Below are 24,677 nucleotides of genomic sequence, written 5' to 3'. Positions count from 1 at the left end.
CACAAAAGTTGTGTGCGTCTTATGTGGCACGTGCCGGCTTTTGCAGGCAAGCGGTGGCATGGCGCAGCCATCCTCGCCCAATTGCCCGTTTTGCCGCGAGCGCGATCCGATTTGCCTAGGCTGGGGCCCTGGCTTACCATGCAGCGCTTTGGCGGGAGATCACTCGATGTGGGCTAAACGATGGCTGGCGGGCTGTTTGCTGGCGGTGGCGGCGAGCGCCGGGGCGCAGGAGCCGATCCGTCTCGGCATGATCGAAGGGTTGTCCGGCCCCTTTGCCAACGCGGGCGACGCGGTGGTGCGCAACCTGCGGATCGCCATTGACCGGGTCAATGCGCGCGGCGGCGTCAAGACGGCGGAAGGCGCGCGGCCCTTCGAGCTCGTTACCTTCGATAGCAAGGGCAATGTCGACGAGAGCCTGATCCAGTTGCGCGGGCTGGTGGACAAGCGCATTCCCTTTGTCCTGCAGGGCAACAGCTCGGCGGTGGCCGGCGCGCTGGTAGGCGCGATCAACCGGCACAACAGCCGGCAGCCCGATGCCCGCGTGCTCTTCCTGAATTACTCGGCGGTCGATCCCACGCTGACCAATGAGGGGTGCAGCTTCTGGCACTTCCGCTTCGATGCCAGCGCCGACATGCGCATGCAGGCCCTGACCGAGGTCATCCGTGCCGATAAGAGCGTGCGGCGCGTCTACCTGATCGACCAGGACTACAGTTTTGGCCATCAGGTGTCGCGTTCGGCGCGCGAGATGCTGGCGGCCAAGCGCCCCGAGCTGCACATCGTGGGCGACGAGTTCCATCCGATCGGCAAGATCAAGGACTTCGCCCCGTATATTGCCAAGATCAAGGCCAGCGGCGCGGATGCGGTGATCACGGGCAACTGGGGCAACGATCTCACCCTGATGATCAAGGCCGCGCGCGAAGGCGGGCTGAACGCCAAGTTCTACACCTTCTACGGCAATGGCCTGGGCGCACCGGCGGCCATGGGAGACGCCGGGGTAGGGCGTGTGCTGGCGGTCGCGGAGTGGCATCCCAATGTGGGCGGCGCGGCGTCGGACGCGTTCTACCAGGCCTTCCGCGCGCGTTACCCGGAGCCCCAGGACGACTACGTTCACCTGCGCATGCAGATGATGGTGGAGATGCTGGCCCGGGCCATCGAGCAGGCGGGCTCGACCGACGCGGTCAAGGTGGCGCGTGCGCTGGAAGGCATGCGCTACGTCAACGACTTCCATGATGCGACGATCCGTGCAGATGACCACCAGGTGCTGCAGCCGCTCTACGTGTCGGTGATGGAGAAGCAGGGCGGCGACGTGCGCTTTGACAACGAGGGGTCGGGATACGGCTTTCGCACGGTGAAGAAGCTCAAGTCGGCGCAGACCATGTTGCCCACGACCTGCAAGATGGAGCGTTTCTAGCAGTTCCGGGCCTGCGTTGCCGCAAACGCCATCCCCAGCCCGTTTTCCGTTATAATCGCCCGCTGTCATAGCCAGCCGGTTGCCAAAACCAGCCCGGCGAGACAGTTGCCTGTATGTAAGACACGCACAAGGCACGACGCATACGGCACATTTCGTGCTGTAGTGTTCGCAAGTGAAAAGGAAATCACCATGGCAGAAGCCCAAATCAGCAGCAAAACCGAAGTCATCAAGCAGTTCGCGCGTGCCGCCAACGACACGGGTAGCCCCGAAGTCCAGGTCGCTCTGCTGACCACCCGCATCAACGAACTGACCCCCCACTTCAAGGCCAACATGAAGGATCACCACAGCCGCCGCGGTCTGCTGCGCATGGTGAGCCGTCGTCGTCGCCTGCTGGACTACCTCAAGGCCAACGATGCCGACCGTTATCGTTCGCTGATCGAGAAGCTCGGCCTGCGTAAGTAAGCAGCCAGGATCGTCCGGATGGCAGCACGAATGGATGCACTGCACGCCTTCGCGTGAGCCACTAATGCCTGCGTCAGCCTCGCTGATGCAGGCATTTTGTTTTTGCGGATGAAATGTTGCGGATCAGGCCGCCGTCTGGCCGCTGTCCGGCATTGCTGTAAGTGATTTTTGTTTCACTTGATGGTGCCATGACCCCGGGTCTGGCACACGTTGCGCCAAGACGTGCAACGGAGTAAGTTACTGTGTTCTTTAGCTTTTTTCAGCTTTTTTACTGTTAATCCATACCGGAGTCGGACAAGGAAGCGGGGCTTTGTGTCATTCCAGCGCGGTATCCGCCCAGGCAGGTGCCGGGTGCCGCGCTGGAATGGCATAGCACTTCCCTGTGACTGCGACCGACGCTGATCCGGCAGTTCGCCCGCGGCTGCTAACGCGGGCGTTGCACAAGCGTGCAAGCACGAACAAAAGGAACGCTCATGACCATGTTCAACAAGATCGTCAAGGAATTCCAGTGGGGCCAGCACAAGGTGCGCCTGGAAACCGGCGAGGTTGCCCGCCAGGCTGGCGGTGCCGTGATCGTCGACATTGAAGACACCGTGGTGCTCGCCACCGTTGTCGCTGCCAAGTCGCCCAAGGCCGGCCAGGATTTCTTCCCGCTGACCGTCGACTACATCGAAAAGACCTACGCTGCCGGCAAGATCCCCGGTGGCTTCTTCAAGCGTGAAGGCCGTCCGTCGGAAAACGAGACGCTGACCTCGCGCCTGATCGACCGCCCGCTGCGTCCGCTGTTCCCGGAAGGCTTCTACAACGAAGTGCAAGTGGTCATCCACGTGCTGTCGCTGAACCCGGAAGTGCCGGCCGACATCCCCGCCCTGATCGGCGCCTCGGCTGCCCTGGCAGTGTCGGGCATCCCGTTCAGCGGCCCGGTTGGCGCAGCGCGCGTTGGCTACAAGGACGGCCAGTACCTGCTGAACCCGACCCGTTCGCAGATCGCTGCCTCGGAACTGGACCTGGTGGTTGCCGGTACCGAGCGCGCCGTGCTGATGGTGGAGTCGGAAGCCCGCCAGCTGTCGGAAGAAGTGATGCTGGGCGCCGTGGTCTATGGCCACGAGCAAATGCAGACGGCCATCAACGCCATCCATGACCTGGTGCGCGACGGCGGCAAGCCGGAATGGGACTGGACCGCGGCACCGAAGAACGAAGCGCTGATCGCCAAGGTTGGCGAGATCGCTCTGCCAATGCTGCAGGACGTCTACCAGCTGCGCCAGAAGTCGGCGCGCAGCCAGAAGCTCAAGGAAGTCTACGCCACCGTTGCGGCCAAGCTGGCCGAAGCCGGCGTGGAAGCCGACAAGGTCGAAGTGGGCAACGTGCTGTTCGACATCGAAGCCAAGATCGTGCGCAGCCAGGTGCTGTCGGGCGAGCCGCGCATCGATGGCCGCGACACCCGCACCGTGCGCCCGATCGAGATCCGCTCGTCGGTGCTGCCGCGCGCCCACGGCTCGGCCATCTTCACCCGTGGTGAAACGCAGGCGCTGGTGGTTGCCACGCTGGGCACCAAGGGCGATGAGCAGATCATCGACGCGCTCGCCGGCGAATACCGCGACCGCTTCATGCTCCACTACAACATGCCTCCGTTCGCCACCGGCGAAACCGGCCGCGTGGGCAGCCCCAAGCGCCGCGAAATCGGTCACGGCCGCCTGGCCAAGCGCGCGCTGATCCCGGTCCTGCCGAAGGATGACGAATTCGCCTACACCATTCGCCTGGTGTCCGAAATCACCGAATCCAACGGTTCGTCGTCGATGGCATCGGTGTGCGGCGGCTGCCTGGCACTGATGGACGCCGGCGTTCCGATCAAGGCGCACGTGGCCGGCGTGGCCATGGGCCTGATCCTGGAAGGCAACAAGTTCGCCGTGCTGACCGACATCCTGGGTGACGAGGACCACCTCGGCGACATGGACTTCAAGGTCGCGGGTACCGACACCGGCATCACCGCACTGCAGATGGACATCAAGGTCCAGGGCATCACCAAGGAAATCATGCAGGTCGCGCTGGCGCAAGCCAAGGAAGGCCGCCTGCATATCCTGGGCAAGATGCAGGACGCGATGGGCCATGCGCGCACCGAGCTGTCGGAGCACGCACCGCGCATGATCACCATGAAGATCCATCCGGACAAGATCCGCGAAGTGATCGGCAAGGGCGGCTCGACCATCCAGGCGCTGACCAAGGAAACCGGCACCACCATCGACATCCAGGAAGACGGCACCATCACCATCGCCTCGACCTCGACTGAAGGCATGGCCGAAGCCAAGCGCCGCATCGAAGGCATCACCGCGGAAGCCGAAGTGGGCAAGATCTACGCCGGCACCGTGCTCAAGCTGCTGGACTTTGGCGCTATCGTCAACATCCTGCCGGGCAAGGACGGCCTGCTGCATATCTCCGAGATCGTCAACGAGCGCGTCAAGGACATCAAGGACTGGCTCAAGGAAGGCCAACACGTTCGCGTCAAGCTGATCCAGGCTGACGAGAAGGGCCGCCTGCGCCTGTCCCTGAAGGCCGCGCTGGCCGAAGAGGGTGGCAGCATCAGCCCGATCGCCAACACCAGCGAAGCCCCTGCCGCGCCGGCCGCACCGGCTGCAACGGCCGCACCGGCCGCACCGGCTGCGCCGACGACGCCTTCGGCGGACCAGCAGCAGCAGTAAGCGGTTTGCGGTAGCGGTAGTACCGCACCCGTAGCAGAAGCAGAAAAAGCGGCTGGCGATGTCCAGCCGTTTTTTTGTTTACACTGCCGCCAGTCCCGCCCCATGCAGCCCGGCTGTTCGGCCCGCTGTTCGGCGGATGCGCAGATCGATCCCCCCGCCATGCGTGCGCGAGCCCGCCGCATGCGTGAAGTCCCCAACGCAAGGAGCAGCAATGCAAGCCATCGAAATCCGCGAGTACGGCGCCCCCGAAGTCCTGCAACTGGCGCAACGCCCCGACCCCGTGCCCAAGGCGGGCGAGATCCTGATCCGCGTGGCGGCGGCCGGCATCAACCGCCCGGACGTGTTCCAGCGCACCGGCAACTATCCGGTGCCGCCGGGCGCCTCCGACCTGCCGGGCCTGGAAGTGGCCGGCGTGGTGGCCGGCGGCGACCTGTCGCACGCCGACAACCGCTTCGGCCTGAAGCTGGGCGATCGCGTGTGCGCGCTGGTGCAGGGCGGCGGCTATGCCGAGCTGTGCGTGGCGCCCGCGGCGCAATGCCTGCCGGTGCCTGCGGGCCTGTCGGATATCGAGGCGGCCGCATTGCCGGAGACGTTCTTCACCGTGTGGAGCAACGTGTTCGATCGCGGCTACCTGGGCCGCGGCCCGCTGGGCAAGGACGAGACCCTGCTGATCCAGGGTGGCTCGAGCGGCATCGGCACGACCGCCATCCAGATTGCCAAGGCCCTCGGCCACAAGGTGTTCGTGACCGCCGGCAGCGCCGACAAGTGCCGTGCCTGCGAGGCACTGGGCGCCGATCGCGCCATCAACTACAAGACCGAGGACTTTGTCGCCGAGGTCAAGGCCCTGACCGGCGGCCGTGGCGCCGACGTCATCCTCGACATGGTGGCCGGCTCGTACCTGGCGCGCGAGCTGTCGTGCGTAGCCGACGATGGCCGCATCGTGATCATCGCGCTGCTGGGTGGCGCCAAGGCCGAGATCCCGCTGGGCGACATCCTGCGCCGCCGGATCACCGTGACCGGCTCCACGCTGCGTCCCCGCCCGGCCTCGTTCAAGGGCGAGATCGCACAGGCGCTGCACCAGCACGTGTGGCCGCTGCTGGCCGCGGGCAAGATCAAGCCGGTGATCCACCAGACCTTCCCGGCCGCCCAGGCCGCGGATGCGCATCGCCTGATGGAATCCAGTGAGCACATCGGCAAGATCGTCCTGACCTGGTGATGGCCTGGTAGCGGGCTGATGGCCGGGTGCGGCCGGGGCCGCGCGCCCCGGGCCGATTTCGGGGCCCTTCTGTGGCGTAGGGCCCTGGCCCGCGCTACAATAGCCGGTTTGATTGAGAGGGGCGCCCTGTGAGACAAAAGCTCGTTATCGGCAACTGGAAGATGCACGGCAGCCTGGCTGCCAATGTGACCTTGCTGGAAGCGATCAAGGCAGCGAGCGCAAGCGCACGCCTGGCGGTATGCGCGCCGTTCCCGTATCTTGCACAGTGCCAGGCGTTGCTGGCCGGGTCCGCGGTGGCCTGGGGGGCGCAGGACGTGTCCGCCGAGGCGCGCGGCGCCTTCACGGGCGAAGTGGCGGCCTCCATGCTGGCTGAATTCGGTGTTGCGTACGCCCTGGTGGGCCATTCGGAGCGCCGCAGCTACCATGGCGAGACGGATGCCACGGTAGCGGCCAAGGCGCTGCGCGCGCTGGAGTTCGGCATTGTGCCGGTGGTGTGCGTGGGCGAGACCCTGGCGCAGCGCGAGGCAGGCGAGACCGAGGCCGTGGTTGGCCGTCAGCTCGGCGTCGTGCTCGAAGCCCTGTCGCTCGAGCAGCTCGGCCGCATCGTGCTGGCCTATGAGCCGGTGTGGGCGATCGGCACGGGCAAGACCGCAAGCAGCGAGCAGGCCCAGGCCGTGCACGCCTTCCTGCGCGCCCAGGTGGCGGCACGCGACGCAGGCGTGGCGGCTCGCATGGCCATGTTGTACGGCGGCAGCGTCAAGCCGGACAACGCGGCAGAACTGTTTTCCATGCCCGACATCGACGGGGGCCTCATCGGAGGCGCCTCGCTGAAGTCGGACGATTTCCTCGCGATCGGCAACGCCTGAATGCCGGCCGCTCATAGGGTCTGATCAGGCAAGCGAATCGAACCAAATGGCAATTTTCAAAACTTTGTTGGTAGTGGCGCAGGTACTGTCCGCGCTTGGCGTGATTGGCCTGGTGCTGCTGCAGCATGGCAAGGGCGCCGATGTCGGTGCGGCGTTCGGCTCGGGGGCCTCGGGCAGCCTGTTCGGCGCCACCGGCTCGGCCAACTTCCTGTCGCGTACCACCGCCGTGCTGGCGACGCTGTTCTTCATCTGCACGCTGAGCCTGACGCTGATGGGCAACTATCGGCCGGCAGCTTCGCTGGGCGTGATGGGCTCCGCGCCTGCGGTGGCACCGGCAGTGGCGGGAGCTTCGGCGCCTGCTGCTGCAGCGGCTGCCGCGGCATCGAATCCTTCTGCGCCTGCTGTACCGAAATAATCAACGAGCCTTGTGACTTATTCTTGAAGATTTTTGCTGTTGTGCATTGAACAAAACAAGAATCCTAGGTTAGAATACAAGGCTTGAAACGATCCCCCAGCGACGGGGCTCCAGCCAGGATAAGGTAGTATCCCAGCCAGAGTTCCGAAGGGTGTAACAACCCTGGGCCCTGAAAAGCCCGGCGCGAGGCAATATTGTTTCTCCCCCAGCCGACGTGGTGAAATTGGTAGACACGCTATCTTGAGGGGGTAGTGGCGAAAGCTGTGCGAGTTCGAGTCTCGCCGTCGGCACCAAACAACTTGATCGGGGCACCCATCCGGAAATCATCCCGGGCAGGTGTCCCGGCCAGTCCGCAAGGCGGCGTCGTAATTTCTACGGAATGGCGCTTGGGGTGGGCAACAGGACGCCGCTTACCGCTGGTGCTGTTGACAACATTCCAGATAAGGCTGGCCGTACCTTGAATCTCGAAGCCTACTTCCCCGTCCTCATCTTCATCATCTTCGGTGTCGTGCTCGGCATTGCACTGATGTCGATCGGCCGAATTCTCGGTCCAAACAAACCTGATCCCGCGAAGCTCTCTCCCTACGAGTGCGGCTTCGAAGCGTTCGAGGACGCGCGCATGAAGTTCGACGTGCGCTACTACCTCATCGCTATTCTTTTTATCCTGTTCGATCTCGAGACCGCCTTCCTGTTTCCCTGGGGTGTAGCCCTGCGGGATATCGGCTGGCCGGGTTTCTTCGCCATGGGCGTGTTTCTGCTGGAATTCATCGTGGGCTTCGTCTACATCTGGAAAAAGGGCGCGCTCGATTGGGAGTGATGTGATATGGCAATCGAAGGCGTTCTCAATGAAGGCTTCGTCACGACTACCGCTGACAAGCTGATCAACTGGACCCGCACCGGGTCGCTCTGGCCGATGACCTTTGGCCTGGCGTGCTGCGCTGTGGAAATGATGCATGCTGGCGCCGCGCGCTACGACATGGACCGCTTCGGCGTGATTTTCCGCCCGTCGCCGCGCCAGTCGGACGTGATGATCGTGGCCGGCACGCTGTGCAACAAGATGGCCCCCGCGCTGCGCAAGGTCTATGACCAGATGGCAGAGCCACGTTGGGTGATCTCGATGGGTTCCTGCGCGAATGGCGGTGGCTACTATCACTACTCGTATTCAGTGGTGCGTGGTTGCGATCGGATCGTGCCGGTGGATATCTATGTGCCTGGCTGCCCCCCGACGGCGGAAGCGCTGATCTACGGCATCATCCAGCTGCAGAACAAGATCCGTCGCACCAACACCATCGCGCGCAAGGGCTGACATGTCGAACCTCGATACTCTGAAGGCCGCGCTCGAAAAGGTACTGGGCAAGCGTATCCAGAAACTGGTAGAGGCGCTAGGCGAGATTACCCTTATCGTCAAGGCCGATGACTACCTGGAAAGCGCGCTGATGCTGCGCGACGACCCTGCACTGCATTTTGAGCAACTGCTCGATGTGTGCGGCGTCGACTATTCCACCTATGGCGACGGTGCCTGGGACGGTCCCCGTTTCGCGGTCGTGACGCACCTGATCTCGATCAAGCATAACTGGCGCCTGCGCGTACGCGTGTTCGCGCCGGACGACGACGTGCCCGTGGTGCCCTCGCTGAACGACGTCTGGAACTCGGCCAACTGGTTCGAGCGCGAAGCGTTCGACTTCTACGGCATCGTGTTCGAAGGCCACAACGACCTGCGCCGCCTGCTGACCGACTACGGTTTTGTCGGCCACCCGTTCCGCAAGGATTTCCCGGTCTCGGGCTATGTCGAGATGCGCTACGACCCCGAGCAAAAGCGGGTGATCTATCAGCCCGTCACGATCGAGCCGCGCGAGGTCACGCCCCGCGTGATCCGCGAAGAGAATTACGGCGGCTTGCAGCACTGAGAACGCGCAATGGCAGACATCAAGAATTACACCCTTAACTTCGGCCCGCAGCACCCCGCGGCACACGGCGTGCTGCGCCTTGTGCTGGAGCTGGACGGCGAAGTCATCCAGCGCGCCGACCCGCACATCGGCCTGCTGCACCGTGCCACCGAAAAGCTGGCAGAGCAGAAGACCTGGATCCAGAGCGTGCCGTACATGGACCGCCTCGACTACGTGTCGATGATGGTCAACGAGCATGCCTACGTGATGGCCATCGAGAAGATGCTGGGTCTCGAAGTGCCGATCCGCGCGCAATACATCCGCGTGATGTTCGACGAAATCACGCGCTTGCTGAACCACCTGATGTGGATCGGCTCGCACGCGCTCGACGTGGGCGCGATGGCGGTGTTCCTGTACGCCTTCCGCGAACGCGAAGACATGTTCGACATGTACGAGGCGGTGTCGGGCGCACGCATGCACGCGGCCTACTATCGTCCGGGCGGCGTGTATCGCGACCTGCCGGACACGATGCCGCAATACAAGGCGTCGAAGATCCACAACGAGCGCGCCATCAAGGCCATGAACGAAGCGCGTTCGGGCTCGCTGCTGGACTTCATCGAGGACTTCACCAACCGCTTCCCGAAGTACGTCGACGAATACGAGACGCTGCTGACGGACAACCGGATCTGGAAGCAACGCCTGGTCGGCATCGGCGTGGTGAGCCCCGAGCGCGCGCTGCAGATGGGCTTTACCGGCCCGATGCTGCGCGGCTCCGGCATCGAGTGGGACCTGCGCAAGAAGCAGCCCTACGAAGTGTATGACCGCATGGACTTCCAGGTGCCGGTGGGCGTGGGCGGCGATTGCTACTCGCGCTACCTGGTGCGCGTGGAGGAAATGCGCCAGTCCAACAACATCATCAAGCAGTGCATCGACTGGCTGCGCCGCAATCCGGGCCCGGTGATGAGCGACAACCACAAGGTGGCGCCGCCGTCGCGCGTGGACATGAAGTCGAACATGGAAGAGCTGATCCACCACTTCAAGCTCTTCACCGAAGGCATTCACGTGCCCGAAGGCGAGACCTACGCGGCAGTGGAGCACCCGAAGGGCGAGTTCGGCATCTATGCCATCTCCGACGGTGCGAACAAGCCGTATCGCCTGAAGATCCGTGCCCCGGGCTTTGCCCATCTGGCCGCACTGGATGAAATGGCCAAGGGCCACATGATTGCGGATGCGGTAACGATCATCGGTACGCAAGACATCGTCTTCGGCGAAATCGACCGCTGACGAGCCAACAAGAGCCGCCGGCCCCGGACGACGATCCGGGCGCCCCTGGCACGGACCCACAAACGATCGTGTCCGGTCACGGGAAACCCGCGGTGAGCCCTGCATGCCTTTGATCATGCGGGCTGCAACGGCAGCGACGGCTGCAAACCTGCGGGATGCGCGCCATGTGGCGGCGCAGATCCGCAAATGACACGGCGTATTACAGCAACGACCATGCTATCAGCAGAAGCTCTCAAGGAAATCGATCGCGCGATCGCCAAGTATCCGGCTGACCAGAAGCAGTCGGCCGTGATGGCGGCGTTGGCCGTGGCGCAGGGCGAAGTGGGCTGGGTCTCCCCGGAAGTCATGCAGTTTGTTGCCAGCTACCTCGACATGCCGCCGGTATGGGTCGAGGAAGTTGCAACCTTCTACAACATGTACGACACCAAGCCGGTCGGCAAGTACAAGCTGACCGTCTGCACCAACCTGCCGTGCGCACTCTCCGGCGGCGAACGGGCCGGCGACTACCTCAAGCAAAAGCTGGGGATCGGCTACAACGAGACCACCCCGTGCGGCACCTTCACCCTCAAGGAAGGCGAGTGCATGGGTGCCTGCGGCGACGCACCGGTGATGATCGTCAACAATACCCGCATGTGCAGCCATATGAGCGACGCCAAGCTGGACGCGCTCGTCGACGAGCTCAAGGCCGCCGGCAGCACTGCAGCCAAGGGGGATAAGTAACATGACCTCTCTGCACGACCGCCATATCAAGCCGCTGATCCTGGCTGGCCTCGATGGCAGCAACTGGCACCTCGACGACTACGTCAAGCGCGGTGGCTACCAGCAGCTCAAGCGCATCCTGCTTGAGAAGATCACGCCCGAGCAGGTGATCGCGGACGTCAAGGCCTCCGGGCTGCGCGGCCGTGGTGGCGCGGGCTTCCCCACCGGCCTGAAGTGGAGCTTCATGCCGCGTCAGTTCCCCGGCCAGAAGTACCTGGTCTGCAACACCGACGAGGGCGAGCCCGGTACCTTCAAGGACCGCGACATCATCCGCTACAACCCGCATGCGCTGATCGAAGGCATGGCCATCGGTGCGTACGCGATGGGCATCACCGTGGGCTACAACTACATCCACGGCGAGATCTGGAACGAATACAAGATCTTCGAGGAAGCCCTCGAAGAGGCACGTGCCGCCGGTTTCCTGGGTGAGAACATCCTGGGCTCGGGCTTCGACTTCCAGCTGCACGCCCACCACGGCTACGGCGCCTACATCTGTGGCGAGGAAACCGCGCTGCTCGAATCGCTGGAAGGCAAGAAAGGCCAGCCGCGCTTCAAGCCGCCGTTTCCGGCCAGCTTTGGCCTGTACGGCAAGCCGACCACCATCAACAACACGGAAACGTTTGCCGCGGTGCCGTTCCTGTTGTCGATCGGGCCGGAAAACTACCTGAAGATGGGCAAGCCGAACAACGGCGGCTCCAAGATCTTCTCGATCTCCGGCGACGTCGAGCGCCCCGGCAACTACGAGATCCCGCTGGGCACGCCGTTCGCGACCCTGCTGGAGCTCGCTGGCGGCATGCGCGCAGGCAAGCGCATCAAGGCCGTGATCCCGGGCGGCTCGTCCGCCCCGGTGGTGCCGGGCGACATGATGATGGCGTCCGACATGGACTATGACTCGATCGCCAAGGCCGGCTCGATGCTGGGCTCGGGCGCGGTGATCGTGATGGACGAGACGCGCTGCATGGTTCGCTCGCTGCTGCGTCTGTCGTATTTCTACTTTGAAGAATCGTGCGGCCAGTGCACGCCGTGCCGCGAAGGCACCGGCTGGCTCTATCGCATGGTGAATCGTATCGAACACGGAGAAGGGCGCCAGGAAGATCTGGACCTGCTCAATAACGTCGCTGAAAACATCATGGGCCGCACCATCTGCGCGCTCGGTGATGCGGCAGCGATGCCGGTCCGCGGCATGCTCAAGCACTACTGGAAAGAGTTCGAATATCACGTCGAACACAAGCAGTGCATGGTTCCGGCCTACTCTTAAGCGTGGCAGAACATGGTTGAACTCGAGATCGACGGCAAGAAGGTTGAGGTTGCTGAAGGCAGCCTGGTGATGGAAGCCGCCCGCCAGCTGGGCACCTACATCCCGCACTTCTGCTACCACCGTAAATTGTCCATCGCGGCGAACTGCCGCATGTGCCTGGTTGAGGTTGAGAAGGCGCCCAAGGCGCTGCCCGCCTGCGCCACGCCCGTCACCCCTGGCATGAAGGTCTTCACCAACTCGGAGAAGGCAGTCAAGGCCCAGAAGTCGGTGATGGAATTCCTGCTGATCAACCACCCGCTGGATTGCCCGATCTGCGATCAGGGCGGCGAGTGCCAGCTGCAGGATCTGGCCGTGGGCTACGGCGCATCGGAATCGCGCTACAAGGAAGAAAAGCGCGTCGTCTTCCACAAGAACGTGGGCCCGCTGATCTCCATGGAAGAGATGAGCCGCTGCATCCACTGCACCCGCTGCGTGCGCTTTGGCCAGGAAGTGGCCGGCGTGATGGAGCTGGGCATGCTGGGCCGCGGCGAGCACTCCGAGATCACGACCTTCGTTGGCCAGACCGTGGATTCGGAACTGTCCGGCAACATGATCGACCTGTGCCCGGTCGGCGCGCTGACCAGCAAGCCATTCCGCTACTCGGCCCGTACCTGGGAGCTGGCACGCCGCAAGTCGGTGTCGCCGCACGATGGCCTGGGCGCGAACCTGGTGGTGCAGACCAAGAACCAGCGCGTGATGCGCGTGCTGCCGCTGGATAACGAAGCCGTCAACGAATGCTGGCTGTCCGACAAGGACCGCTTCTCGTACGAGGGCCTGAACAGCCCGGACCGCCTCACCAAGCCGCTCGTCAAGCAGGGCGGCGAGTGGATGGAAACCGACTGGCAGACCGCGCTGGAATACGTGGCCAATGGCCTCGCGAGCATCAAGCGCGACCATGGCGCCGACCAGATCGCCGCGCTGGCCAGCCCGCACAGCACGCTGGAAGAGCTCCACCTGCTGGGCAAGCTGGTGCGTGGCCTGGGCAGCGACAACGTCGACTTCCGCCAGCGCCAGACCGATTTCTCGGCCGCCGTCAAGGGCGCGCCGTGGCTGGGCCTGCCGATCGCCGACGTCTCCACGCTGCAACGCGTGCTGGTGGTCGGTTCGTCGCTGCGCAAGGATCATCCGCTGCTGGCCGCGCGTTTGCGCCAGGCTGGCAAGAAGGGTGCCCGCGTGGCCGTGCTCGGCGCTACCGCCGACGACCTGCTGATGCCGCTGGCCGCACGCATTGACGTGGCGCCGTCCGGCTGGACCGCCGCCCTGGCCGGCGTGGCCCGTGCCGTTGCCGCCGCCAAGGGCGTGGCCGCGCCGGCGGGCACCGATGGCTTCGATGGCGACGACAAGTCCAAGCTGGTGGCCGACGCGCTGCTGTCGGGCGAGCGCCGCGCCGTGTTCCTCGGCAACGAGGCCGTGCGTCACCCGCAATTCGCCACGCTGCACGCGCTGGCACAGTGGATCGCCACGGAAACCGGCGCCACGCTGGGCTTCCTGACCGAAGCCGCGAACACCGTCGGTGGCTATATCGCCGGCGCGCTGCCGCAAAACGGCGGCGCCAACGCGCAGGCCATGTTCGACACGCCGCGCCGCGCCTACGTGCTGCTGAACACGGAACCCGAGTTCGATGCCGCCAACCCGAGCCAGGCGCTGGCCGCGCTGGCCCAGGCCGGCACCGTGGTGGTGCTGTCCGCGTTCCGCTCGGACGCCGCGCTGCAATACGCTGACGTGATCCTGCCGGTGACCCCGTTCACTGAAACCGCCGGCACGTTCGTGAACTGCGAAGGCCTGCCGCAAAGCTTCAACGGCGTCGTCCGTGCGCTGGGCGATTCGCGTCCGGGCTGGAAGGTGCTGCGCGTGCTGGGCAACCTGCTGGACGTGCCTGGCTTCGACTTCGAGACGGCCGAGAGCGTGCGCGACGAAGTGCTGGCCAAGCCGGTCGCACCGCAACTGAACAACGGCACCGACGCGGCCATCCGCGTGACCGCCCGGGCGGCAGGTGGGATCATCGAGCGCATCGCCGATGTGCCGATCTACCACGCCGACCCGATCGTGCGCCGTGCCGATTCGCTGCAGCTGTCCGCAGCCGCGCGCCGCGCCATGCAAGCCGGCCTGTCGGCCGACCTGTTCGCCTCGCTGGGCGTGCAGGCTGGCGACCCGGTGCGCGTGACGCAAGGGCAGGGCAGCGTGGTGCTGCCGGCCGCCCTCGAAGCCGCGTTGCCTGCCGGCACCGTGCGCGTGTCCGCGGGCACCGTTGCCGCGACCACGCTGGGCGCACCGTTCGGCACCGTCACCGTAGAGAAAGCCATCGACCTGGCCGCCACCGCGAAAGGCGCGGCCGAGCCGGCGGCCACGGCATAAGAAGAGCGAGAAAGAAACATGATCGACTGGATTACCTCGCAAGGACAGAATCTCTTCGGCGGCGCCTGGACGCCGCTGTGGATCCTGATTCGCGCCGTGGTCATTGTGGTGCCGCTGCTGTTGTGCGTGGCCTACCTGATCCTGTGGGAGCGCAAGCTGATTGGCTGGATGCACGTGCGTATCGGCCCGAACCGGGTCGGCCCGCTAGGCCTGCTGCAGCCGATCGCCGACGTGCTCAAGCTGCTGCTCAAGGAAGTGATGATGCCCACGCAGGTCAGCCGGGGCATGTACCTGGTTGCCCCGCTGATGGTGCTGATGCCCGCGGTGGCGATCTGGGCGGTGATTCCGTTCCAGGCCGAAGTGGTGATGGCCAACGTCAACGCCGGCCTGCTGTACGTGATGGCGATCAGCTCGGTCGGCGTCTACGGCGTGATCCTGGCCGGCTGGGCCTCCAACTCCAAGTACGCCTTCATCGGCGCCATGCGCGCCGCGGCGCAGATGGTGTCGTATGAAATCGCCATGGGCTTCGCCCTGGTGACGGTGCTGATGGTGTCGGGCAGCCTGAACCTGTCGGCGATCGTCAACTCGCAGAACACCGGCTACTTCGCCAATATGGGGATCAACGTACTGTCGTGGAACTGGCTGCCGCTGCTGCCCATGTTCGGCGTGTACTTCATCTCCGGCGTGGCCGAAACCAACCGCCACCCGTTCGACGTGGTGGAAGGCGAGTCGGAAATCGTGGCCGGCCACATGATCGAGTACTCGGGCATGGGCTTCGCGCTGTTCTTCCTGGCTGAGTACATCAACATGATCGTCATCTCGACGATGACCGCGTTGATGTTCCTGGGAGGCTGGGCGCCGCCGTTCGAAAGCTTCATCACCAATGCGGTCCCGGGCTTCTTCTGGCTGCTGATCAAGGTATTCCTGCTGCTGTCGGTGTTTATCTGGATCCGTGCTTCGTTCCCGCGCTACCGCTATGACCAGATCATGCGCCTGGGCTGGAAGATCTTCATCCCGCTGACCGTGGGCTGGCTGATCATCGTGGCGATCTGGATCCGGTCGCCCTGGAATATCTGGCACTGAACGGCCAAAGCAAGGGCGCAACCGCATTCGGCGGCGCCCTGTGGAATCATTAGGAAGCAATCGTCATGCTGCTCGCCATCAAGGACTTCTTCAACAGCCTGCTCCTGAAGGAACTCTTCAAGGGCATGGCTCTGACCGGGCGCTATCTCTTCGCGCGCAAGATCACAGTCCAGTTCCCCGAAGAGAAAACGCCGATGTCGCCGCGTTTTCGCGGCCTGCACGCGCTGCGCCGCTACCCCAACGGGGAAGAGCGCTGCATCGCCTGCAAGCTGTGCGAAGCGGTTTGCCCGGCCGTGGCCATCACCATCGAGTCCGATGCCCGCGCCGACGGCACCCGCCGCACCACGCGCTATGACATCGACCTGACCAAGTGCATTTTCTGCGGCTTCTGCGAAGAAGCCTGCCCGGTCGACGCCATCGTCGAGACGCATATCCTCGAATACCACGGCGAGAAGCGCGGCGACCTGTACTTCACCAAGGACATGCTGCTGGCCGTGGGCGACCGCTACGAACCGCAGATCGCCGCGGCCAAGGCCGCGGACGCCAAGTACCGCTGATAAGGCGCATTACAGGGCGCGTGCGCTGAGTCTGGCGGACGTTGCCAATGAATAGTGAATCGGGCCCCGTGCGGGGCTAACGAAAAGGATGCCGCAAGGGGCAGGCCACCGGGGGTGGCTTGTGCCGGAAGGCTCAGAGAGGATCCGACAGGACCATGGAACTCACGACCACCATCTTCTATGTCTTTGCGCTGGTGCTGGTGCTCTCCGCACTGAAAGTCATCACCGCGAAGAACCCGGTGCACTCCGCACTGTTCCTCGTGCTGGCGTTTTTTACGGCAGCCGCGATCTGGATGCTGCTGAAGGCCGAATTCCTCGCCATCCTGCTGGTGCTCGTGTATGTGGGCGCGGTGATGGTGCTGTTCCTGTTCGTGGTGATGATGATCGATGTCGACATCGAACACCTGCGACGGGACTTCTGGACCTATGTGCCGCTGGCCTCGGTGGTCGGCGCGATGATCATTGCGGAAATGGCCACCGTGCTGGTGCGTAACTTCATCGGCACGACCACGCCGCTGAACAACGTGGTACACGGCCCGGAATACTCCAACACCGCCGAGCTCGGCAAGCTGATCTACACCGACTACAACTACGCCTTCGAAGTGGCCGGCATCATTCTGCTGGTGGCCATCATCGCCGCCGTGGCGCTGACGCTGCGCCACCGCAAGGATAGCAAGGCGCAAGACGTCGGCGTGCAGTTGCGTACCCGTCGCCAGGACCGCGTGCGCCTGGTCTCGATGCCCAGCGAAGCCCGTGCCGGCACCCAAGCCAGCCCGGATGCCGCGGCTGCCGCTAACAAGAACTAAAAGCCCGGAGAAACGCTGTGCTCTCTCTCGCCCATTTCCTCGTGCTCGGTGCGATTCTGTTCGCCATCAGCATCGTTGGTATTTTCCTGAACCGCAAGAACGTGATCGTGCTGCTGATGGCGATCGAGCTGATGCTGCTTGCGGTCAATATGAACTTCATCGCCTTTTCGCACTATCTGGGCGACCTGGCAGGACAGGTTTTCGTTTTCTTCATCCTCACGGTGGCTGCGGCCGAATCGGCAATCGGCCTTGCAATCCTGGTCGTGCTGTTCCGCAACCTGGACACGATCAACGTGGACGACATGGATACCCTCAAGGGCTGATCCCCGTCGCTACGTTATGAACCAAGACCGTTCTCCGACCGCACACCACTAAGCGTCCTATGGCAACCACGCTCGACCCCAACCTGCTACTGGCGATTCCGCTCGCACCGCTCGCCGGTGCAGCCATCGCCGGCCTGTTCGGCACCAAGTTCTTCGGCATGATCTCCTCGGAGACGCGCGCCGGCCGCACGCTGGCCCACACCGTGACGATTCTCGGTGTGGCGATTTCCTGCCTGCTGTCGATCATCGTGCTGATGGACGTCATGAACGGCGCGAGCTTCAACGCCACCGTGTACGAGTGGATGAAGATCGGCGACCTGAAGATGGAAGTGGGCTTCCTGGTCGACTCGCTGACCGCGATGATGATGGTGGTGGTGAGCTTCGTCTCGCTGATGGTGCACATCTACACCGTCGGCTACATGAGCGAAGACCCCGGCTACAACCGCTTCTTCGCCTACATCTCGCTGTTCACCTTCTCGATGCTGATGCTGGTGATGAGCAACAACTTCCTGCAGCTGTTCTTCGGCTGGGAAGCTGTGGGCCTGGTGTCCTACCTGCTGATCGGCTTCTGGTACACCCGCCCGACCGCCATCTTCGCCAACCTGAAGGCCTTCCTGGTCAACCGCGTGGGTGACTTCGGCTTCATTCTCGGCATCGGCCTGCTGCTGGCCTACAGCGGCAGCATGAACTACACCGACGTCTTCGCCGCGCGCGACCAGCTCGCCACGGTGATCTTCCCGGGCACCGACTGGCTGATGATCACGGTCGCCTGCATCTGCCTGTTCATCGGCGCCATGGGCAAGTCGGCCCAGTTCCCGCTGCACGTCTGGCTGCCTGACTCGATGGAAGGCCCGACCCCGATCTCCGCCCTGATCCACGCCGCCACCATGGTGACGGCCGGCATCTTCATGGTCGCGCGCATGTCGCCGCTGTTCGAGCTGTCGGACACCGCGCTGTCGTTCGTGCTGGTCATCGGCGCCATTACCGCGCTGTTCATGGGCTTCCTGGGCATCATCCAGAACGACATCAAGCGCGTGGTGGCTTACTCCACGCTGTCGCAGCTCGGCTACATGACGGTTGCCCTGGGCGCCTCGGCTTACTCGGTGGCCGTGTTCCACCTGATGACCCACGCGTTCTTCAAGGCACTGCTGTTCCTGGCGGCCGGCTCGGTCATCATCGGCATGCACCACGACCAGGACATCCGCAACATGGGTGGCCTGCGCAAGTACATGCCGATCACCTGGATCACCTCGCTGGTGGGCTCGCTGGCGCTGATCGGCACGCCGTTCTTCGCGGGCTTCTACTCCAAGGACTCGATCATCGAGGCCGTGGCCGAGTCGCATATCCCGGGCTCCGGCTTTGCTTACTTCGCGGTGCTGGCCGGCGTGTTCGTCACGGCGTTCTACTCCTTCCGCATGTACTTCCTGGTGTTCCACGGCGAAGAGCGTTTCGGCAAGGAAGACCACCACGCGCATCACGCGGGCAACCACGAAGACGAGGAAGTCACGGCCGACCATCATCACGGCCTGTCCCCGGGCGAGAAGCCGCAGGAGTCGCCGTGGGTTGTCACGCTGCCGCTGGTGCTGCTGGCGATCCCTTCGGTGGTGATCGGCGCCATCGCGATCGGTCCGATGCTGTTCGGCGACTTCTTCAAGCACGGCGTGGCCTTCAAGGACGTGATCTACGTCGGCGAGAACCACCATGCGATGGAAGAGCTTGGACAAGCCTTCCACGGCTGGGTGGCGATGGGCCTGCATTCGCTGACCACGCCGGTGCTGTGGCTGGCGATCGCCGGCGTGGTGCTGTCCTGGTTCTTCTACATGAAGCGCCCGGACATCCCGGCTGCCATCAAGCAACGTTTCTCGGGCCTGTACGCGCTGCTCGACAACAAGTACTACATGGACGCGATCAACCAGGTCGTGTTTGCCCGCGGTGCCCGTCTGCTCGGCACCGGCCTGTGGAAGGGCGGCGACCAGGGCCTGATCGACGGGCTGGTGGTCAACGGTGCCGCGCGCGTGGTGGCCTGGTTCGCGTCGGTAAGCCGTTACCTGCAATCCGGCTACATCTATCACTACGCATTCGCCATGATCCTGGGCATGTTGATACTGCTGACGATGACGGTGTTCGGCACCTCGTTCGCCACGGTGAGCGCCAAGTAAGGAAAACTAGAAAATGGTTCTGTCTTTCGCTATCTGGCTGCCAATCTTTTTTGGCTTGCTGGTCCTTGCCTCGGGTTCCGACCGTAGTCCCGGCTACGTCCGCTGGATGTCGCTGTTCGGCTCGATCGCCAGCTTCGTCGTGACGCTGCCGCTGGTATTGCACTTCGACCGTTCCACGGCTGCCATGCAGTTCGTCGAGAAGTCGAACTGGATCGAGCGCTTCAACATCAGCTACCACCTGGGTGTCGACGGCATCTCGATGTGGTTCGTGGTGCTGACCGCCTTCATCACGGTGATCGTGGTGATCTCCGCCTGGGAAGTGATCACTGAGCGCGTGGCCGAGTACATGGCCTCGTTCCTGATCCTGTCGGGCCTGATGGTCGGCGTGTTCTGCGCGCTCAACGGCATGCTGTTCTACGTGTTCTTCGAAGCCACGCTGATCCCGATGTACATCATCATCGGCGTCTGGGGCGGCCCGAACCGTGTGTACGCAGCCTTCAAGTTCTTCCTCTACACGCTGCTCGGCTCGCTGCTGACGCTGGTCGCGCTGCTGTACCTGTACAGCAAGACCGGCACCTTCGACATCCTCGAATGGCACCAGGCCAAGCTGTCGATGAACGAGCAGATCGCCCTGTTCATCGCGTTCTTCCTGGCCTTCGCGGTCAAGGTGCCGATGTGGCCGGTCCACACCTGGCTGCCGGACGCGCACGTGGAGGCGCCGACCGGTGGTTCGGTGGTGCTGGCCGCCATCATGCTGAAGCTGGGCGCCTACGGTTTCCTGCGGTTCTCGCTGCCGATCGCGCCGGATGCCAGCCATAGCATGGCCACCTTCATCATCACCATCTCGCTGATCGCCGTGATCTACATCGGCCTGGTCGCGATGGTGCAGGCCGACATGAAGAAGCTGGTGGCGTATTCGTCGATCGCCCACATGGGCTTCGTCACGCTGGGCTTCTTCATCTTCAACGAGATCGGCATCGAGGGCGGCATCATCCAGATGATCTCCCACGGCTTTATCTCGGGCGCCATGTTCCTTTGCATCGGCGTGCTGTATGACCGCGTGCACTCGCGCCAGATCGCCGACTACGGCGGTGTGGTGAACACCATGCCGAAGTTCGCGGCGCTGTCGGTGTTCTTTGGCATGGCCAACTGCGGCTTGCCGGCCACCTCGGGTTTCGTCGGCGAGTTCATGGTGATCCTGGGCGCGGTCAAGTTCAACTTCTGGATCGGCCTGCTGGCAGCCACCGCGCTGATCCTGGGCGCCGCCTATTCGCTGTGGATGGTCAAGCGCGTGATTTTTGGCGACGTGGTGCACAAGCACGTGGCCGAACTGGTCGACCTGAACAAGCGCGAGTTCTTCATGCTCGGCCTGCTGGCGATCGCGACGCTCTATATGGGCCTGTATCCGAAACCCTTCACCGATGTGATGCACGCCTCCGTTGTGAACCTGCTGTCGCACGTGGCGCAGTCGAAGCTGTAATCGGGGAGAGAAACAAACATGCAACCGTCCTCGACATTGGCACCTGTGGCGCCAATCATTTTCCTGGCGATCGCGATCGCCGCGGTCAACTGGATCGACCTTGCCCGCGGCAAGACCCGGTCCAGCGTGGCCTATCCGTTGTCGCTGCTCACCACGCTCGTGCTGACCGTGTGGTTCGGCCTGAACGCCGCCGCCGGCGAGACGCACTACGCCTTCACCAACCTGGTGGTGGTGGATCCGATGGCCAATGTGCTGTCGGCCTTCGCCTCCGGCGCGCTGTTCGTCACGCTGGTCTATACGCGCAGCTACCTGGCTGACCGCGACATGTACAGCGGCGAGTTCTACATGCTCGCGCTGTTTACGCTCGGCGGCCAGATCGTGATGATCACCGGCAACAACTTCCTGACCCTGTACCTGGGCCTGGAACTGCTGTCGCTGGCGTCCTACGCGCTGGTGGCGCTGCGCCGCGATAACCGTGTGACGTCCGAATCGGCCATCAAGTATTTCGTGCTGGGCGCGCTGGCCTCGGGCTTCCTGCTGTACGGCATGTCCATGCTGTACGGTGCTACCGGTTCGCTCAACCTCGGCCAAGTGTTCCGCGTCGTGGAGTCGGGCCGCGTCAACACCACCATGCTGGCCTTTGGCGTGGTCTTCCTGGTGGCGGGCATTGCGTTCAAGATGGGCGCCGCGCCGTTCCACATGTGGATTCCCGATATCTACCAGGGCTCGCCGACCGCGGTGACGCTGCTGATCGCCGGCGCACCGAAGCTTGCCGCCTTCGCCATGGCGCTGCGCCTGCTTGTGGAAGGCCTGCTGCCGCTGGCGGTGGACTGGCAAGTGATGCTGGTCGTGCTGGCTGTGGCCTCGCTGGCGATCGGCAACCTGACCGCCATCGTGCAGACCAACCTGAAGCGGATGCTGGCGTATTCCACCATCTCGCACATGGGCTTCCTGCTGCTGGGCATGCTTTCCGGCGTGGCCGACGGCAAGGCCGACGGCGCCGCCAGCGCCTACGGTTCGTCGATGTTCTACGCCGTGACCTACGTGATCACCACGCTGGGCACCTTCGGCATCATCCTGCTGCGCGCCGGCAAGGATTTCGAGGCCGAGACCCTGGACGACCTCAAGGGCTTGTCGCGCAAGAATCCGTGGTACGCGCTGCTGATGCTGGTGATGATGTTCTCGCTGGCCGGCATCCCGCCGACCATGGGCTTCTACGCCAAGCTGGCCGTACTCGAGGCGGTGGTCCGCAGCGGCATGACCTGGCTGGCCGTGGTCGCGGTGCTGTTCTCGCTGATCGGCGCGTTCTACTACCTGCGCGTGGTCAAGCTGATGTACTTCGACGCGCCGACCGACGACGTCAAGCTGGAATCGTCGATGGGCCTGCGCTCGATGCTGACCCTGAACGGCGCGGTGATCATTGCCCTGGGCCTGTTCCCGGCAGCGCTGATGAACCTGTGCTACCAGGCCATCCGCGCCTCGCTGGCGTCCTGATGCACGACGGCGGCGTAGCGATATGAGTGCATCCGCGGCGGGCTGGTTTGTCATCTTGCTGGCATTGGTCTGTGCCAACCTGCCGTTTATCAACCAGCGCCTGTTTGCGCTGATTCCGCTGCGCTTCGCCAGGAAGCCGCTGTGGATGAGGCTGGCCGAGTTGATCACCTGGTATGTGGCGGCAGGCCTGGCCGGCTTCGCCGTGGAGGCGGGGCTGGGCAACGCCTTCGCGCAGGGCTGGCAGTTCTACGCCATCACCGCCTGCATGATGCTGGTGTTTGCCTTCCCGGGCTTCACCTGGCAGTACCTCGTCAAACATCGCGCGGCCTGAGGCCGGGTAGCGAAGGCGCCCGGGCCGGCCGCGTCCGGACCCGGAGCTTTCATGAGCGACAAGATTGACACGCTGGACGCCGGCGAGATCGCCGCTGGCGACGATCAAGGCCTGAAAGAAGTGTGCGTGGCGTCCGCCACGCTGCACACAGGCAAATTCCTCACGCTCAAGCAAGATATCGTCAAGCTGCCCGACGGCAAGCATGCCGGGCGCGAATACGTGCTGCATCCCGGCGCGGTGATGATGATCCCGCTGTTCGACGACGGCACCGTGCTGCTGGAGCGGCAGTACCGCTATCCGGTTGGCGAGGTGATGCTTGAGTTTCCTGCTGGCAAGCTGGATCCCCAGGAAGGCGCGCAGCGCTGCGGCGAGCGCGAGCTCCGCGAGGAAACCGGCTACAGCGCGCGGCGCTGGGATTACCTGACGCGCATCCATCCCGTCATTTCATATTCCACCGAGTTTATCGATATCTTCCTGGCGCGGGATCTGACCGCCGGGCCGGCGCAGCTCGATGAAGGCGAATTCCTCGAGACGTTTATCGTGCCCGCGGGGCAGGTGATCGACTGGGTGCGCTCGGGGCGGATTACCGACGTCAAGACGATCATTGGGGCGTTTTGGCTGGAGAAGGTGGTGTCGGGGGTATGGGGGGTGGGGGAGCAGGTGTTGCCGGGATAGTGGGGGGTGTTGGACAAGGGCAGAACCGTTGGCTCTTGGTTTGTGGTTGGGCTTTGATTTTTGCGGCGTTGGCTTTTGCACCCAAGAGCCATACGACATCCCCCTGCGGGGGCTGCCGGTCACTTTTCTTTGACCGGCAAAGAAAACTAACGAAAAGAAAGCCGCCCTGCCGGGGGCAGAGCAATAAGGCTGTTTTTGCCTCTGTGGTTGCGTCGTACGGCCCTGAGTGTTGGCTGGCGGGTCCTACCGGCCTGAAGATCATCACAACTGCATGACCCATGGGTATCGTGGTGCGGCCCCCGACCTCGTGTGCGGTGACCATTCCCACATCTGCCGTTCGCGGTGCGAAGGGCCGCGATGGTGCCCACGTTGCTGGTTTCGTGGTTTTGTCTCTGGCGGCGAACGCCCGGCCATTTGATGCCCTGCCGTACCGGCGCTGCCGGCGCCTTGCTTTCAGCGCCCCTGGTTTCGTGGTGGGCACCGTGGCCCGTCCGCGAGGGTTCACGCCCGAACATCACCGCGCGTGCCCTCCGAGACAAAACCACGAAACCAGCCACACCCGAAACGGCGCAGCCCCTCGCGCCGCGAACGGCAGATGGTCGAACGTGCACCGCACACGAGGTCAGGGGCCGCACGACGAAACCCATGGGTCATGCAGTTACGATGACCTCCAGGCCGGTAGGACACGCCAGCCAACACTCAGGGCCGTACGACGCAACCACCCCCATCGAACAGCCTTATTGCTCTGCTCCCGGCAGGGCGGCTTTCTTCTCGTTAGTCTTCTTTGCCGCGCAAAGAAGAGTGACCGGCAGCCCCCGCAGGGGGATGTCGTACGGCCCTTGGGTGCAAAAGCCAACGCCGCAAAAATCAAAGCCAACCACAAAACAAAAGCCAAGGGGTGGTGAGGCCCCTGACCTCGTGTGCGGTGACCATTCCCACATCTGCCGTCCGCGGTTCGAAGGGCCGCGATGCTGCCCACGTTGCTGGTTTCGTGGTGGGCACGGTGGCCCGGTCCGCGAGGGTCACGGTCGAACATCACCGCGCTTGCCCTCCGAGACAAAACCACGAAACCAGCCACACCCGAAACGGCGCAGCCCCTCGCGCCGCGAACGGCAGATGGTC

General features: G+C 63.6%; 22 protein-coding genes and 1 tRNA gene. All 23 read left to right on the top strand.

Going from position 1 to position 24,677, the window contains the following annotated elements; all coding sequences use genetic code 11:
- The first annotated feature begins 166 nt into the window (after positions 1-166).
- The 23 genes from ACGLHR_RS34210 (at position 167) to ACGLHR_RS34100 (ending at position 23,555) form a co-directional block, all read left to right on the top strand.
- Positions 167-1,411, top strand: coding sequence for a branched-chain amino acid ABC transporter substrate-binding protein (locus tag ACGLHR_RS34210; protein WP_400099397.1), 1,245 nt, complete (start codon positions 167-169; stop codon positions 1,409-1,411).
- 189 nt (positions 1,412-1,600) lie between these two features.
- Entirely contained in the window at positions 1,601-1,873 is a 273-nt protein-coding gene (gene rpsO / locus ACGLHR_RS34205) for a 30S ribosomal protein S15 (protein ID WP_006156843.1), read from the top strand.
- Positions 1,874-2,346: 473 nt separating this feature from the next.
- The gene (gene pnp, locus ACGLHR_RS34200) at positions 2,347-4,569 is read left to right on the top strand and encodes a polyribonucleotide nucleotidyltransferase (RefSeq protein ID WP_400099394.1); all 2,223 of its coding nucleotides are present in this window, start codon (positions 2,347-2,349) and stop codon (positions 4,567-4,569) included.
- Positions 4,570-4,780: 211 nt separating this feature from the next.
- The gene (locus ACGLHR_RS34195) at positions 4,781-5,785 is read left to right on the top strand and encodes an NAD(P)H-quinone oxidoreductase (protein WP_318236432.1); all 1,005 of its coding nucleotides are present in this window, start codon (positions 4,781-4,783) and stop codon (positions 5,783-5,785) included.
- A gap of 128 nt (positions 5,786-5,913) precedes the next feature.
- Positions 5,914-6,651 carry a triose-phosphate isomerase gene (gene tpiA, locus ACGLHR_RS34190; RefSeq protein ID WP_318236431.1) on the top strand — a complete coding sequence of 246 codons (738 nt, stop codon included), beginning with the start codon at positions 5,914-5,916 and terminating at the stop codon, positions 6,649-6,651.
- A 46-nt stretch (positions 6,652-6,697) separates the two neighbouring features.
- Positions 6,698-7,066: a preprotein translocase subunit SecG gene (gene secG / locus ACGLHR_RS34185; protein ID WP_267605996.1), complete on the top strand. Its 369-nt coding sequence runs from the start codon at positions 6,698-6,700 to the stop codon at positions 7,064-7,066.
- Between the two features lie 208 nt (positions 7,067-7,274).
- A tRNA-Leu gene (locus ACGLHR_RS34180) sits at positions 7,275-7,359 on the top strand.
- Between the two features lie 164 nt (positions 7,360-7,523).
- Complete coding sequence (locus tag ACGLHR_RS34175; RefSeq protein ID WP_006156838.1) at positions 7,524-7,883, top strand: NADH-quinone oxidoreductase subunit A; 360 nt, start codon at positions 7,524-7,526, stop codon at positions 7,881-7,883.
- Positions 7,884-7,889: 6 nt separating this feature from the next.
- Positions 7,890-8,372, top strand: a complete 483-nt coding sequence (locus tag ACGLHR_RS34170) for an NADH-quinone oxidoreductase subunit B family protein (protein WP_006156837.1) — start codon at positions 7,890-7,892, stop codon at positions 8,370-8,372.
- A 1-nt stretch (position 8,373) separates the two neighbouring features.
- Entirely contained in the window at positions 8,374-8,973 is a 600-nt protein-coding gene (locus ACGLHR_RS34165; RefSeq protein ID WP_318236430.1) for an NADH-quinone oxidoreductase subunit C, read from the top strand.
- Between the two features lie 9 nt (positions 8,974-8,982).
- Entirely contained in the window at positions 8,983-10,236 is a 1,254-nt protein-coding gene (locus ACGLHR_RS34160; RefSeq protein ID WP_006156835.1) for an NADH-quinone oxidoreductase subunit D, read from the top strand.
- Positions 10,237-10,449: 213 nt separating this feature from the next.
- Positions 10,450-10,956: an NADH-quinone oxidoreductase subunit NuoE gene (gene nuoE, locus ACGLHR_RS34155; protein ID WP_006156834.1), complete on the top strand. Its 507-nt coding sequence runs from the start codon at positions 10,450-10,452 to the stop codon at positions 10,954-10,956.
- 1 nt (position 10,957) lies between these two features.
- The gene (gene nuoF / locus ACGLHR_RS34150; protein ID WP_318236429.1) at positions 10,958-12,253 is read left to right on the top strand and encodes an NADH-quinone oxidoreductase subunit NuoF; all 1,296 of its coding nucleotides are present in this window, start codon (positions 10,958-10,960) and stop codon (positions 12,251-12,253) included.
- A 12-nt stretch (positions 12,254-12,265) separates the two neighbouring features.
- Positions 12,266-14,647 carry an NADH-quinone oxidoreductase subunit NuoG gene (nuoG, locus tag ACGLHR_RS34145; protein ID WP_400099390.1) on the top strand — a complete coding sequence of 794 codons (2,382 nt, stop codon included), beginning with the start codon at positions 12,266-12,268 and terminating at the stop codon, positions 14,645-14,647.
- Between the two features lie 18 nt (positions 14,648-14,665).
- Positions 14,666-15,730 carry an NADH-quinone oxidoreductase subunit NuoH gene (gene nuoH, locus ACGLHR_RS34140; RefSeq protein WP_267606000.1) on the top strand — a complete coding sequence of 355 codons (1,065 nt, stop codon included), beginning with the start codon at positions 14,666-14,668 and terminating at the stop codon, positions 15,728-15,730.
- A 65-nt stretch (positions 15,731-15,795) separates the two neighbouring features.
- Positions 15,796-16,287, top strand: coding sequence for an NADH-quinone oxidoreductase subunit NuoI (gene nuoI / locus ACGLHR_RS34135; protein WP_267606001.1), 492 nt, complete (start codon positions 15,796-15,798; stop codon positions 16,285-16,287).
- Between the two features lie 155 nt (positions 16,288-16,442).
- Positions 16,443-17,093 carry an NADH-quinone oxidoreductase subunit J gene (locus tag ACGLHR_RS34130; RefSeq protein ID WP_267606002.1) on the top strand — a complete coding sequence of 217 codons (651 nt, stop codon included), beginning with the start codon at positions 16,443-16,445 and terminating at the stop codon, positions 17,091-17,093.
- 17 nt (positions 17,094-17,110) lie between these two features.
- Positions 17,111-17,416, top strand: coding sequence for an NADH-quinone oxidoreductase subunit NuoK (nuoK, locus tag ACGLHR_RS34125; RefSeq protein WP_267606003.1), 306 nt, complete (start codon positions 17,111-17,113; stop codon positions 17,414-17,416).
- Between the two features lie 59 nt (positions 17,417-17,475).
- Positions 17,476-19,575 (top strand): NADH-quinone oxidoreductase subunit L, encoded by a 2,100-nt coding sequence (gene nuoL, locus ACGLHR_RS34120; RefSeq protein ID WP_400099387.1) that lies wholly within the window; start codon positions 17,476-17,478, stop codon positions 19,573-19,575.
- Between the two features lie 13 nt (positions 19,576-19,588).
- A complete protein-coding gene (locus ACGLHR_RS34115) occupies positions 19,589-21,055 on the top strand; it encodes an NADH-quinone oxidoreductase subunit M (protein ID WP_400099385.1) in 1,467 nt (488 codons plus the stop codon).
- An 18-nt stretch (positions 21,056-21,073) separates the two neighbouring features.
- On the top strand, positions 21,074-22,549 hold the full coding sequence (gene nuoN / locus ACGLHR_RS34110; RefSeq protein WP_400099383.1) for an NADH-quinone oxidoreductase subunit NuoN: 1,476 nt from the start codon (positions 21,074-21,076) through the stop codon (positions 22,547-22,549).
- 22 nt (positions 22,550-22,571) lie between these two features.
- Complete coding sequence (locus ACGLHR_RS34105; protein ID WP_267606007.1) at positions 22,572-22,880, top strand: DUF2818 family protein; 309 nt, start codon at positions 22,572-22,574, stop codon at positions 22,878-22,880.
- A gap of 51 nt (positions 22,881-22,931) precedes the next feature.
- Positions 22,932-23,555 (top strand): NUDIX domain-containing protein, encoded by a 624-nt coding sequence (locus tag ACGLHR_RS34100; RefSeq protein ID WP_267606008.1) that lies wholly within the window; start codon positions 22,932-22,934, stop codon positions 23,553-23,555.
- The last annotated feature ends 1,122 nt before the right edge of the window (positions 23,556-24,677 follow it).

Source organism: Cupriavidus sp. CuC1, from assembly GCF_044627735.1.
Classification (GTDB): Bacteria; Pseudomonadota; Gammaproteobacteria; order Burkholderiales; family Burkholderiaceae; genus Cupriavidus; species Cupriavidus ulmosensis.
The sequence above is the reverse complement of the archived record's forward strand: the minus strand, read 5'-3'. Positions and strand labels throughout refer to the sequence as shown.

Coding starts and splice junctions, on each gene's coding strand:
- nuoI (WP_267606001.1), top strand. CDS start 15,796: ATGCTGCTCGCCATCAAGGACTTCTTCAACAGCCTGCTCCTGAAGGAA.
- nuoL (WP_400099387.1), top strand. CDS start 17,476: ATGGCAACCACGCTCGACCCCAACCTGCTACTGGCGATTCCGCTCGCA.
- ACGLHR_RS34115 (WP_400099385.1), top strand. CDS start 19,589: ATGGTTCTGTCTTTCGCTATCTGGCTGCCAATCTTTTTTGGCTTGCTG.
- nuoG (WP_400099390.1), top strand. CDS start 12,266: ATGGTTGAACTCGAGATCGACGGCAAGAAGGTTGAGGTTGCTGAAGGC.
- pnp (WP_400099394.1), top strand. CDS start 2,347: ATGACCATGTTCAACAAGATCGTCAAGGAATTCCAGTGGGGCCAGCAC.
- ACGLHR_RS34100 (WP_267606008.1), top strand. CDS start 22,932: ATGAGCGACAAGATTGACACGCTGGACGCCGGCGAGATCGCCGCTGGC.
- ACGLHR_RS34195 (WP_318236432.1), top strand. CDS start 4,781: ATGCAAGCCATCGAAATCCGCGAGTACGGCGCCCCCGAAGTCCTGCAA.
- secG (WP_267605996.1), top strand. CDS start 6,698: ATGGCAATTTTCAAAACTTTGTTGGTAGTGGCGCAGGTACTGTCCGCG.
- rpsO (WP_006156843.1), top strand. CDS start 1,601: ATGGCAGAAGCCCAAATCAGCAGCAAAACCGAAGTCATCAAGCAGTTC.
- nuoN (WP_400099383.1), top strand. CDS start 21,074: ATGCAACCGTCCTCGACATTGGCACCTGTGGCGCCAATCATTTTCCTG.
- nuoF (WP_318236429.1), top strand. CDS start 10,958: ATGACCTCTCTGCACGACCGCCATATCAAGCCGCTGATCCTGGCTGGC.
- ACGLHR_RS34210 (WP_400099397.1), top strand. CDS start 167: ATGTGGGCTAAACGATGGCTGGCGGGCTGTTTGCTGGCGGTGGCGGCG.
- ACGLHR_RS34170 (WP_006156837.1), top strand. CDS start 7,890: ATGGCAATCGAAGGCGTTCTCAATGAAGGCTTCGTCACGACTACCGCT.
- nuoH (WP_267606000.1), top strand. CDS start 14,666: ATGATCGACTGGATTACCTCGCAAGGACAGAATCTCTTCGGCGGCGCC.
- nuoE (WP_006156834.1), top strand. CDS start 10,450: ATGCTATCAGCAGAAGCTCTCAAGGAAATCGATCGCGCGATCGCCAAG.
- ACGLHR_RS34160 (WP_006156835.1), top strand. CDS start 8,983: ATGGCAGACATCAAGAATTACACCCTTAACTTCGGCCCGCAGCACCCC.
- ACGLHR_RS34105 (WP_267606007.1), top strand. CDS start 22,572: ATGAGTGCATCCGCGGCGGGCTGGTTTGTCATCTTGCTGGCATTGGTC.
- ACGLHR_RS34130 (WP_267606002.1), top strand. CDS start 16,443: ATGGAACTCACGACCACCATCTTCTATGTCTTTGCGCTGGTGCTGGTG.
- ACGLHR_RS34165 (WP_318236430.1), top strand. CDS start 8,374: ATGTCGAACCTCGATACTCTGAAGGCCGCGCTCGAAAAGGTACTGGGC.